Genomic DNA, 11526 nt, shown 5'->3' on the forward strand with positions numbered 1-11526 from the left:
GAGTCCTGGCCGGTCCGGGAGGGGGCACGGGGCGCGGCGGGCGGACCGGGGGCCGTGCCGCGCGGCGGCGCCCCGCACCGCCGTACGCTGCGTGCCCGTACGGCCGGGGCCCGGCGGGGACGGCCGGGGGACGACGGAGGGCGGTCGTGCGATGAGGCAGGGCGCAGGGGGAGGGACCCGGCTCGCCGCGGTGGCGGCGCTGTGCGCGGCGGTGCTGTGCGGGGCGTTACCGGCCCCGGGGCAGCCCGCCGCGGTGGCCGCCGACGGCACGGCGGACCCCCCGTCGGCGTACCGGACCGCCGAGGGCGCCGAGCGGACCGAGGGCACCGCGAGCAGCACCGGCGCCCCGGAGCTGAAAGCCCGCCATCACTACACCGACGCGATCGGTGCCGGCGAGACCCTCTTCTACCGGGTCCGGCTGGACGAGGAGTCCAACGCCCATCTCTCCGCGGTCGCCGCGCTCCCGCCCGCCGGCGGAACGGCCTACGGCGACGGCATCGAGGTGACGCTGCGGAGCGCGGACGGCGCCCGGTGCAACGGTCTGCGCGGCACGGCCGGCCCCGGCGGCTTCGGCCTGCCGGTCGCCGCCACCGCCTCCCGTCTCGTCCGGCCCAACGCGAGCTGCCAGGAGGCCGGTGAGTATCTGTTCACGGTGGAGCGCATCGGTGACGCCGCCTCCGGTCCGGGGGACTGGCCGCTGGAGATCTCCTTCCTGGCGGAGCCCGGTGTCACCGGCGGGGCCACCGAGGCGCCCGGCGGGGCCGGGTGGAGCACCGAGCCGCCCGCCGCTTCCGGTGACGCGGGCGGCCTCCCGCGGAAGGTGCGGGGCGGCACCGGATTCAACGACGCGGCGGCCACCGGTACGGGGGTCTGGAGGGACCGGCTGGAGCCCGGTGAGACGCTCTTCTACAGAATCCCGGTCGACTGGGGCCAGCGGCTCCGCGTCACCGCGGACGTGGGCGGCGCCGAGCTCACCGGCGGTGCCCCCCACCTCGGCAGCGGAGTGCTGCTGCGGCTCCACAACACGGCCCGCACCCCCGTCCACGAGCAGGGCGCGGTCTTCGACGGGCAGCCGAAGAGGCTGGGGTTCTCCACCGCGCCCGCCGCGTTCGGCCACCGGTTCGGCGGCACCGCCAAGGCCGGGGAGATGCGCTTCGCCGGCTGGTACCACCTGTCGGTGGCCCTGACGCCGGAGGCGGCCGGGCACATGGAGGGCGGTGTGGACCTCACCCTCCGGCTGGCCGTGGAGGGCGAACCGCAGCCCGGGCCGGCCTACGACGGCGACGCGGCCGCGGCCGGATTCGCCGTCTCCGACGAGGACCGGGAGCGGGCGGCGGAGGGGCGGGCGACGGCACCGGAGCACGCGGTCGGGGAGACGGACGGGAAGACGGACGGGGACGGGGCGCTGCGGACCGTCGGGTTCGCGGGCATCGGCGCGGGCACCGTGCTGCTGCTGGGGCTCGTGGTCTGGACCCTGGCCGCCCGGCGCCGTACGGCCGGGTCCGCCGACACAGCCACCACAACCGCCGGACCCGCTGTCACCGCCGCCTCCGGCGGAATGCCGCACCTGCCGGCACCGGGCCGGCGGCCGGAGCATCCGCTGCCGGGAGGCCCCGGTCCGGAGAGCACGCCGCCGGAGCGGCACGGCGGCGGCTACGGGCAGCCGCCCCGGCACTGACTCCCGCGGGCATCGGCTCGGGCCCCGGCACCGGCTCACGCCCTGCCCCGGTGGAGCCGGCTCACCCGGCGGTCAGGGCCCAGATGCCGACGGCGTAGCACAGCAGCGCCAGGACGAGCACCGGAACGGCCACCTTCGCGGGCGGCCCCGGCCGCCTCCGCGCCGGAGCGCGGTGAGCCGCCGGGCGGCGTGCGGCGGCACCGGGCGGCCCGGCGGCCGCGGGGATGCCGGGCGCGGTGTACGGACCCGTGGCGGCGTAGTCGCGGGGTACGTCGGCGGTGGTGGCCTGGGAGAAACCGGGGGAGCCGGGGAAGGCCGCGAGGGACACGGGCCCCGCCGTGCCGGGGCGGGGGACACCGGGAAGCGGGGTACCGGCGAACGGGCCGGGCGGGGGCGCGTACGCGGGGGCCGGAGCGGGAGCCGGGGCCGGGACCGGGACAGGGGTCGGCGGTGTGGCCGGCGGCTCGGGCACCGGCGGTGCGGCCGCTCCCGGGTGCGCCGGGGGGCGGGCCGGAGGCGCCAGGGTGAAACTGCCGGTGTCCGTGAGCGGGGAGCCGGGCGCCGTGGTGGCCGCCGGTCCGCCCGGTCCGGGGCTCCGGGCGCCCCCGGTTCCGTCCCCCTCGCCGCCGGCTGCCGGTACCGCGGGCCGCGGCCGTAACGGGCCATCGGGCCCGAACCCCTCGGGCAGCGGCCCGAGTTGGTCGAAGACCTCCACGGCCTCCTCGTCCACCGCGCCCTCCGGCAGCAGTTCGACGGCGGCGGCCAGCGCCTTGCGCGCGCCGGTGGCGGTACGGAAGCGGGCGCCGGGGTCCGGCCGCAGCAGGCCGGCCAGTGCCTGCCAGAGCGGGTCCGGCACCTCCTCGGGGGCGTCCGGCACGCCGTGCGCCGTGAACCGCTCGACGAGCGCCCGGGCGTCGGGCTTCTGCCCCGTCAGCAGATAGAGGGCCAGCAGGCCGGTGGCGAACAGGTCGGCGGGGAAGTCGGGTTCGGCGCCCAGCATCTGCTCGGGCGCGAAGTAGCCGGGGGTGCCGACCACGTAGTCGGTCTCCGTCAGCCGGGGTTCTCCCTTCCGCAGCGCGATGCCGAAGTCGGAGAGCCGCAGATGCGGCTGCCGGACCCCGGTGGCCTCCAGCAGCACGTTGGCCGGCTTGATGTCCCGGTGGATGACGCCCTCCGCGTGCACCGCGGCCAGCCCGGAGAGCAACTGGTCCAGCAGCAGGCAGACATAGCGGGGCGGCAGCGGTCCGTAGTCGCCGATGAGATGGGCCAGCGAGCCGCCGCGCACCAGGTCCATGGTGAAGAGGACCTTGTCGTCGTCCGCGGCCCAGCTCGCCGGGGCCAGCACATGCGGGTGGTCGATGCGCAGCGCCTGTTCCCGTACGAAGCGCAGCAGTGTGTGGGCGTCGCTCTGCCGCAGCACCTTGGCGGCGACGTAGCGGCGCCTCCGGTGGTCCCAGGCACGCCAGACGGCGCCCGCCCCGCCCCGGCCGACCGGGTCGACCAGTTCATACCGCCCGGCGAAGACCTCACCCATCGTGCCGCCTCCCCTCGCGGACCGTCCGGTCAGCTCTGGTGCGCCTCGTAGTGGGCGACCGCTTCCGCGGTCCGCCCGGCACCGTACACCCGGAGGAACTCCGCCAGTTCGGGCTGGGAGGGTGCGAGCGCCTCGGCGGCCTCGATGATGTCCCCGGCGGCGGCGACGGAACGCAGCAGCGACTGGATCTCGCGCACCACCCGGCGCACGGTGGGCGCGCCCGAACTGGAGGTCGTCTGCGAGCCGGTGGGGGTGAGCACCGAGCCGCCCGAGCTCCGTTTGATCTCCTCCATGCGCTCCGCGGCCTCGGCGGCGCTGACGCTGCCGCCCGCGACCTGCGCGGCCAGTTCCTGCAGCGCCTGCACGCGCTGCACGACGGCCGGGTTGCCGATCTTCGCCCGCTGGCCGCTCATGAGCTGCGACAGCATGGGGGCCGAGAGTCCCAGCACAGCGGCGAGCCGGGCCTGGTTGAGCCCCAGATCGTCGATGAGCCGCCGGAAGAGCGCCCCCAGCGGTTCCCCGTACCAGCTCCGCTGCATCTCGCGGGCTCTGGCGGTGGCTTCCTGCTGTGCTGCTTCCATGGCGACTCCCCTTCGCTGCTGCGAACCTCGCGCCGCCATCCTACGGAGCGTGACGGGGGATCGGGAGTCCCCGTCCTTTGCCGGGATCACTCCGCGGACCCGGTACTCTTGTCTGCGGCGGACACCGGAGCGCGCCCGCGCGCGACGGGGATTCACCGGCCCGGGGCCTTAGCTCAGTTGGTAGAGCGCTGTCTTTGCATGGCAGATGTCAGGGGTTCGACTCCCCTAGGCTCCACGCGCACGACGAACGGCGGGAGACCACTGGTCTCCCGCCGTTCCGCTGTTCCCGGCCGCTCGCGCGGGTACCGGTTCAGCGCTTTTCGTCGCTTTCCGTAGCGCCGCCGCTCTCCGCTCCCCCCTCGGGGACGCCGGTCTGGTGTGACCGGAGCTCCGCGTCCAGCTCGGCCTGCTCGGTGCCGTCCACGGACGCCAGGGGCGCCCCCTCGCCGAGTTCGGTCGCGGCGGGCGGCTCGACCAGCCAGTCGGGGTTGGCCTGCTTGTCCCACCACTTCCAGGCGGCGACGGCGGCGCCCGCCAGGGCGCCCAGGATCAGCAGCCGCTTCGCCGCCCGGCCGTTGCGGGCGCGGCGCTCGCGCTTCCTCACCAGCTTCTGGATCTCCGCGGAGGTGACCTGCCCGCGGATCGCGGCCACCGCGGCCGCACTGCGCGCGGCGGCCTCGGCGCGGGCGGGCTCGGCCGCGGCGATGGCGTCGGCCAGGGCGTGCTCGACCCTCGGCACGGCGTAGTCGGCGGCCTGGCGGGCGGTCTCCCGCGCCCGGACCACCGCCTTCTGCGCCGCCAGGTCGACCTTGGGCGGCAGCTGGCCGCGGGCCAGCTCGATCCGGGGCTGCAGCGCGCCGTACTGCGCGCGGGCGGTGGTGCGGGCCTGCTGCGCAGCCTGCGACACCTTCGGCGCCAGCTTGGCCCGTGCCTCGTGCGCGTAGTGCGCGGCCTGGTGCCTGGCCGTGCCGGCGTACGGCGCCACCACCTCCGCTGCGTGCAGCACGCTCTCCTTCGCGGTGTCGGTCGCGGCGCGCACGCTGTCGATGCGTGTCACGGGATCCTCCTCCTCGGTGGTGGAACACGGGTGCCTGGGGGATCCCCCAGTAGGGACGCAGTTCGCCTATCCACCCGAAGAGAGATCATGCCCGTGGCGCCGGGGCACGGCATGCGGTGACGCGCATCCGGGTGGGGCCGGGCGGGCGGCCGGATCGGTGGTTGCTCGTCGCCGCGGGGCCGGGCGTGCGAGGATCGGGGGCGTCAGTGAGAACTACGGAAGGCAGATCGTGGCCGAGCAGCTCTACGCCACCCTGAAGACCAACCACGGAGACATCGAGGTACGGCTGCTGCCGAACCACGCCCCGAAGACGGTCAAGAACTTCGTCGAGCTCGCCCGGGGCGAGCGTGAGTGGACGCACCCCCGGACCGGCAAGAAGACCAGCGACCGCCTCTACGACGGCACGGTCTTCCACCGGGTCATCAGCGGCTTCATGATCCAGGGCGGGGACCCGCTGGGCAACGGCACGGGCGGACCGGGCTACGAGTTCGGGGACGAGTTCCACCCCGACCTCTCGTTCGACCGTCCGTACCTGCTCGCCATGGCCAACGCCGGCCCGGGCACCAATGGTTCGCAGTTCTTCATCACCGTCTCGCCCACCGCGTGGCTGACGAACAAGCACACCATCTTCGGCGAGGTCGCGAACCCGGAGGGGCAGAAGGTCGTGGACACCATCGCGGCGCTCCCCACCAACCCGCGCACCGACCGTCCGACGCAGGACGTGGTGATCGAGTCGGTCGTCGTGGAGACCCGCGAGGGCTGAACCCCGGCCGGCGGACCGCCGGAGGACCGCCCCGCCCGTCCGCGAACGCCGGCCGGGGCGGTCCCGGTGATCCGCCGGCGGCCGGCCGCCGCCCGCTGCCGCACGCGGCACGGGCAGGGGGAACCGCGGCACCCGTACGACCGTCAGGTGTACGGCCGCCGCACCGTACGACGCAGGACCGCAGGGCCCGCAGGACCGAGGGGGATCGATGGAGCAGGCGCCGGGAAACCCGGAACGGCCCGCGGCCGAGGGCGGTCTGCCCGGCTGCTACCGGCATCCGGACCGTGAGACCGGGATCAGCTGTGTCCGCTGTGAGCGGCCCATCTGCCCGGACTGCATGATCAGTGCCTCGGTCGGCTTCCAGTGCCCGGACTGCGTGCGGAGCGGCTCGGGCACGGGGCACGCGCCCGGAGCCAACCGGCCGCGGACCCTCGCGGGCGGAGTGCAGACCGCCGATCCGCGGCTGGTGACGAAGGTCCTGCTGGCCGTCAATGTGGCGGTCTGGATCGCGGCCCTGGTGATCCAGGACCGGTTCATCGACTCCCTCGACATGCTCGGCCTGGCCGTGGACCGCGGTACGGGCGAGGTGGTCGGCGTCGCCGACGGCGAGTGGTACCGGCTGCTGACCTCGGCGTTCCTGCACGAGCAGCCGATGCACATCGCGTTCAACATGCTCGGTCTGTGGTGGCTCGGAGGACCGCTGGAGGCGGCCCTGGGCCGGGTCCGCTATCTGGCGCTCTATCTGCTGTCCGCGCTCGGCGGCAGCGCCCTGTCCTATCTGCTCGCGGCCCAGAACCAGCCGTCGCTGGGCGCTTCCGGCGCGATCTTCGGACTGCTGGGGGCCACCGTCGTGCTGCTGCGGCGGATGAACCAGGACATGCGGCCGGTGGTCATCCTGCTGGTGCTGAACCTCTTCATCACCTTCACCTGGGCGAACATCGCCTGGCAGGCGCACATCGGCGGTCTGGTCGTCGGCGCCGCGGTGGCGTTCGGCATGGTGCACGCCCCGCGAGGCCGGCGCGAGCTGGTGCAGTGGCTGACCTGCGGGGCGGTGCTGCTGGCGATCGCCGTGGTGCTCTGGGTCCGGACCCTGCAGCTTCTGGGCTGAGCGCCTCCCGGACCGGGGGTTTTCCGCAGCGTGACGGCCGTTGTCCACAGCGGGTGCGGGATCTTGTGCACAGTGTTGACGGGAGGACGGGCACCCTCCGTCAACACCAGGTTGACCTGCGCTTTTGCGGACCGGACTGCGGATTGTACGACAACGAGGCAGTCGTATCGGCGGTCTGCCCGGCTGAGTTATCCACAGCTCTTAGTATCTTTTCCCCCGCTGTGGATAACTCTGTGGACAACGTGTGGGCAAAGCTTGACCGGCACGGTCACCGACCGCTACTTCCACTGGGTCGAGACCACGAACCCCGCCGCGATGAACCCGAAGCCCACCACGATGTTCCAGTTGCCGAGCGACTTGACCGGCATGTCACCGGTGGTCACATAGAACACCACGATCCAGGCCAGCCCGATCAGGAACAGGGCCAGCATCAGCGGCGCCACCCAGCTGCGGCCGCTCGACAGCTTGACGGTGGTCTGCTTCGCCGGCGGCGGCGTGAAGTCGGCCTTCTTGCGGATACGTGACTTCGGCACGAGAGACTCTCCTGTCGATCCTGTCGATGCGCTGTGCGGCCGCGCAGGGATCTGGGCTGTCGGCCGGTTGAGAGCGACGGGGACACTTGCTCCCCCGGGCGCGTCCGTTAGCGTAGTGCTTCCGCGGCTTCGAAGGAGATAAGGGTACGGTGAGCAATCCGGCGGATCCCGCCCCCGAACCCCGCCTCCCCGCGCCCCGGAGGCCGGGATGGCATCCGGTGCGGCTTCTCACGGCAGGCATCTTCGCCCTGGCCGGCCTGCTGTTCTGGACCAGTTTCAATACCGCTCAGGGTACCAATCTCCGCACCGACGACTCCCTGCTGGAACTCTCCGATCTCATCCAGGAACGCAGCCGGGAGAACGCCCGGCTCGACGACCGGTCCGCCGCCGTGCGCGCCGAGATCGACCGGCTGGCCCGGCGCGACGACGGCAGCACCGACGCCCAGGACCGGAAGCTGGACGCGCTGGAGAAGGCCGCCGGCACCGAGAAGGTCAGCGGCCCCGGTTTGACCGTCACCCTCACCGACGCCCCGCCGGACGCCACGGCCCGCACCCCCGGCGCCCCCGACCCCCAGCCCAACGATCTCGTCATCCACCAGCAGGACCTCCAGGCCGTGGTCAACGCCCTCTGGCAGGGCGGCGCCAAGGGCATCCGCGTCATGGACCAGCGGCTCATCTCCACCAGCGCGGTCCGCTGCGTCGGCAACACCCTGATCCTGCAGGGCCGGGTCTACTCGCCGCCGTACGTGGTCACCGCGGTCGGTGACACCGGGTCCCTCCAGCAGGCGCTCAACGACTCCCCGGCGATCGAGAACTACCTCCGCTACGTCGACGCGTACGGCCTGGGCTGGGAGGTGGAGCGGCACGACGCCGTGACCCTGCGCGGCCACGCCGGCACCGTCGACCTCCAGCACGCGACCCCGGTGGAGAGGTGATCCGCCGCGGGGCCGCGGTCCCGCGGCGTCAACCGGAAGAGGTGCTTTCCCCCGCCGACCCCCGGCCGGGGCCCGGATCCCCTTACTCTGGTCGGTGCACCGATCGGAAAGGGTCAGCATGTACGGCTGGATCTGGCGGCAGCTGCCGGGGAACACATGGGTGCGGGCACTGCTCTCGCTCGTGCTCGTGCTGGCGATCGTCTTCGTGCTGTTCCAGTACGTCTTCCCGTGGGCGGAGCCGCTGCTGCCGTTCGGCGACGTGACGGTCGACAACGGGGGTGGTTCCCGGTGAGCGCGCGCATCCTCGTCGTGGACAACTACGACAGCTTCGTCTTCAACCTCGTCCAGTACCTCTACCAGCTCGGCGCCGAGTGCGAGGTGGTCCGGAACGACGCGGTGGAGCTCGGCCACGCCCAGGACGGCTTCGACGGCGTCCTGCTCTCCCCCGGCCCCGGCACTCCCGAAGAGGCGGGCGTCTGCGTGGACATGGTGCGCCACTGCGCGGACACCGGCGTCCCGGTCTTCGGCGTCTGCCTGGGCATGCAGTCCATGGCGGTGGCCTTCGGCGGCGTCGTCGGGCGGGCCCCCGAGCTGCTGCACGGCAAGACCTCCCTCGTGAACCACGGCGGTGAGGGCGTCTTCCGGGACCTGCCCACACCGTTCACGGCCACCCGCTACCACTCGCTCGCGGTCGAGCGGGACACCGTGCCCGCCGAGCTGCGGATCACCGCCTGGACGGGCGGGGACGGCCCGGAGAGCGGCATCGCCATGGGGCTGCGCCACCGCGAACTCCCGGTCGAGGGCGTGCAGTTCCATCCGGAGTCGGTCCTCACCGAATGGGGGCACCGGATGCTGGCGAACTGGCTCGCCGAGTGCGGGGACGGCGGCGCGGTGGAACGGTCGGTGGGTCTCGCGCCGGTGGTCGGCAAGGCCGCCGCGTGACCGCCCTCCGCCCCGAACGGGACAGCTCCCGCGCCCCGTACGAGGGCGGCGGGACACCGCCGTACGACGAGCCCGTCTCGTTCCCGGCGGACGGCGGTCCGGCCGACCCGCTGAACGGTCCCCTCCCCGGCTCCCCCCGGCACGCCCGCCCCGGCGGAAGCACCGTGCCCGGTTACGGCGAGACGCACGCCGCGGCCGCCCACTCCGGGGGGTACGACGACCCGTACGCACCGCCGGCGGCCCGCCCGCACGAGGAGTTCCCGGCCGAGGCGTACCCCCGGAGCCCTGCCTTCCGGGCCGTGGCGGACCCCCTGGCGCCTCCGGCGGGCCCCGTGCACAGCGGCTACGGAGACGCCCCCGCGGAGCCCTACGAGAACGCTCAGGCGCCCCGGACGCACCGGCGGGGCCCCAGCCCCTTCACCGCCGGGCTGGCGGCCGTCTCCGGCGCCCCGGAGACCCCCGCCGCACCGGACCCGGCGGTTCCGCCCGGCCCCGCCGCGGCCCCCGGCGACGACCGCACGGTGACCTTGCGCGCCCCGGAACCACCCGCGGACGAGGCCACGGTGGCCCTGCGCATCGCCGACATCCCGGCCACGGACACCGGAGCCGGCCGCGCGGACCCGTCCACCGGGACCCCCGCCACCGGCGGCCGGGCGGCCCGGCGCAAGGCCGCGCAGAGCGGCGGCCGGCGGCACGGGAGCGGCCGCCGTGCCCGCCGTCCCGGAACCGCCGCGGCCGGCGGTGCGGCCGCGACCGCAGCCGCTGCCACGGCTCCGGCCGGCTCCGGTGCCGCCGCGGCGCCGTGTTCCCGGGTCGAGGCCCGCCGGCTGGCCCGGGCCCGCAAGGACAGCCCCGGGGTGATCGCCAGCCGGGTGCTCGGTGAGACGTTCATCACGGTCGGCGTGCTGATGCTGCTGTTCGTCACCTACCAGTTGTGGTGGACGAACGTCCTGGCGAATCAGCAGGCCGGCGGCGCCGCCAGCAACCTCCAGGAGGAGTGGGACAAGGGCGGCGGCGAGAAGACCGAGAACCGGGACCCGGGCGTCTTCTCGCCCGGCGAGGGCTTCGCGATCATGTACATCCCCAAGCTGGACGTGAAGGTCCCGATCGCCGAGGGGATCGACAAGCACAAGGTGCTCGACCGCGGCATGGCCGGGCACTACGCCGAGGGCAAGCTGAAGACGGCCATGCCCTGGGACGAGAAGGGCAACTTCGCGGTGGCGGGGCACCGCAACACCCACGGCGAGCCGTTCCGCTACATCAACAAGCTCAAGCCGGGCGACGAGATCATCGTCGAGACGCGGGACACCTACTACATCTACGCGATGGCGAGCATCCTCCCGCAGACCCCGCCGTCCAACATCAGCGTGATCGACCCGGTGCCGAAGCAGTCGGGCTTCACCGGACCCGGCAGGTATGTCACCCTCACCACCTGCACCCCGGAGTTCACCAGTACGTACCGGATGATCGTCTGGGGCAAGATGGTCGACGAACGGCCGCGGAGCGAGGGCAAGCCCGACGCGCTCGTCGGCTGAGGACCGAGCAGAACGGACAACGGGGACGCCGTGGCAGCCACGACCGAACACGACGAGCAGACCGGGGCGCCGCGGCCCGCCGCCCGACCGCGCCGGAGGGGGCGGATCGCGGCGGTGGTCGGCGTGCTCGGCGAACTGCTCATCACCGCGGGGCTGGTGCTGGCCCTCTTCGTCGTCTACTCGCTGTGGTGGACGAATGTGCTGGCCGACCGCGAGGCGGACCGCAAGAGCGAGCAGATCCGGGACCGCTGGGCGGGCGGCCCCGGCGCCCTCGACACCGGGGACGGCATCGGCTTCCTGCACGTCCCGGCGATGGAGGAGGACGCGATCCTCGTCACCGAGGGCACCGACACCGAGGAGCTCAACGCGGGTGTCGCCGGCTACTACACGGACCCGGTGAAGGCCGCGATGCCGTGGAAGAAGAAGGGCAACTTCTCGCTCGCCGCACACCGCGACGGCCACGGCGCCAAGTTCCACAACATCCACAAGCTTCAGGACGGCGATCCGGTCGTCTTCGAGACCCGCGACACCTGGTACGTGTACCGGGTCTACGAGAAGCTGCCGGAGACCTCCAAGTACAACGTGGACGTGCTCGCCCACGTCCCCGAGGCGTCGGGGAAGACGAAGGCCGGCCGCTATCTGACGCTGACGACCTGCACCCCCGTCTACACCTCGGACTACCGCTACATCGTCTGGGCCGAGCTGGAGCGCACGGAGAAGGTCGACGCCGACCGCACCCCGCCGGCCGAACTGCGCTGACCGCGGGGGCGCCCGCACACCACCGGACGCCGGTCCGTCGTCCCGCCGGCCGCTCATGACGAAGTCCCCGGCACCCGCGAGGGGTACCGGGGACTTCCGCG

At 73.7% G+C, this 11526-nt stretch carries 12 protein-coding genes and 1 tRNA gene; 9 read left to right on the forward strand and 4 right to left on the reverse strand.

The genetic code is table 11. From position 1 onward, the window contains the following. Window positions 1–151: 151 nt before the first annotated feature. Entirely contained in the window at window positions 152–1678 is a 1527-nt protein-coding gene (locus LIX60_RS15415; protein WP_227958919.1) for a hypothetical protein, read from the forward strand. A gap of 61 nt (window positions 1679–1739) precedes the next feature. On the opposite strand, the gene LIX60_RS15420 is transcribed toward LIX60_RS15415, so the two are convergent. Together LIX60_RS15420 and LIX60_RS15425 are read right to left on the reverse strand one after the other, a co-directional pair. After that, window positions 1740–3212 (reverse strand): serine/threonine-protein kinase, encoded by a 1473-nt coding sequence (locus LIX60_RS15420; RefSeq protein ID WP_227958920.1) that lies wholly within the window; start codon window positions 3210–3212, stop codon window positions 1740–1742. Between the two features lie 29 nt (window positions 3213–3241). Then, on the reverse strand, window positions 3242–3793 hold the full coding sequence (locus tag LIX60_RS15425; RefSeq protein ID WP_039820343.1) for a DNA-binding protein: 552 nt from the start codon (window positions 3791–3793) through the stop codon (window positions 3242–3244). Window positions 3794–3955: 162 nt separating this feature from the next. Here LIX60_RS15425 and LIX60_RS15430 point away from each other — a divergent pair. Continuing rightward, window positions 3956–4028: transfer RNA gene (locus LIX60_RS15430), tRNA-Ala, on the forward strand. Between the two features lie 75 nt (window positions 4029–4103). On the opposite strand, the gene LIX60_RS15435 is transcribed toward LIX60_RS15430, so the two are convergent. Next, window positions 4104–4850, reverse strand: coding sequence for a DUF5324 family protein (locus tag LIX60_RS15435; protein ID WP_227958921.1), 747 nt, complete (start codon window positions 4848–4850; stop codon window positions 4104–4106). A gap of 229 nt (window positions 4851–5079) precedes the next feature. Between LIX60_RS15435 and LIX60_RS15440 the strand changes: the two genes are divergently transcribed. Together LIX60_RS15440 and LIX60_RS15445 are read left to right on the forward strand one after the other, a co-directional pair. Then, complete coding sequence (locus LIX60_RS15440; protein WP_019707362.1) at window positions 5080–5613, forward strand: peptidylprolyl isomerase; 534 nt, start codon at window positions 5080–5082, stop codon at window positions 5611–5613. 208 nt (window positions 5614–5821) lie between these two features. Continuing rightward, a complete protein-coding gene (locus LIX60_RS15445) occupies window positions 5822–6721 on the forward strand; it encodes a rhomboid family intramembrane serine protease (protein ID WP_227958922.1) in 900 nt (299 codons plus the stop codon). 278 nt (window positions 6722–6999) lie between these two features. Here LIX60_RS15445 and crgA read toward each other — a convergent pair whose 3' ends face one another. After that, complete coding sequence (crgA, locus tag LIX60_RS15450; protein WP_019707360.1) at window positions 7000–7254, reverse strand: cell division protein CrgA; 255 nt, start codon at window positions 7252–7254, stop codon at window positions 7000–7002. 149 nt (window positions 7255–7403) lie between these two features. On the opposite strand from crgA, the gene LIX60_RS15455 reads away from it, so the two are divergent. The 5 genes from LIX60_RS15455 (at window position 7404) to LIX60_RS15475 (ending at window position 11425) form a co-directional block, all read left to right on the forward strand. Then, the gene (locus tag LIX60_RS15455) at window positions 7404–8189 is read left to right on the forward strand and encodes a DUF881 domain-containing protein (RefSeq protein WP_125623275.1); all 786 of its coding nucleotides are present in this window, start codon (window positions 7404–7406) and stop codon (window positions 8187–8189) included. A gap of 94 nt (window positions 8190–8283) precedes the next feature. Then, complete coding sequence (locus tag LIX60_RS15460; protein WP_227962988.1) at window positions 8284–8481, forward strand: hypothetical protein; 198 nt, start codon at window positions 8284–8286, stop codon at window positions 8479–8481. Then, entirely contained in the window at window positions 8478–9131 is a 654-nt protein-coding gene (locus LIX60_RS15465; protein ID WP_227958924.1) for an aminodeoxychorismate/anthranilate synthase component II, read from the forward strand. The genes LIX60_RS15460 and LIX60_RS15465 overlap by 4 nt, the downstream gene beginning before the upstream one ends. Next, a complete protein-coding gene (locus tag LIX60_RS15470; protein WP_227958925.1) occupies window positions 9128–10666 on the forward strand; it encodes a class E sortase in 1539 nt (512 codons plus the stop codon). Before LIX60_RS15465 ends, LIX60_RS15470 begins: the two co-directional genes overlap by 4 nt. Before the next feature lie 30 nt (window positions 10667–10696). Then, window positions 10697–11425, forward strand: a complete 729-nt coding sequence (locus LIX60_RS15475; protein ID WP_227958926.1) for a class E sortase — start codon at window positions 10697–10699, stop codon at window positions 11423–11425. The last annotated feature ends 101 nt before the right edge of the window (window positions 11426–11526 follow it).

The organism is Streptomyces sp. S07_1.15, from assembly GCF_020739505.1.
GTDB lineage: Bacteria > Actinomycetota > Actinomycetes > Streptomycetales > Streptomycetaceae > Streptomyces > Streptomyces xinghaiensis.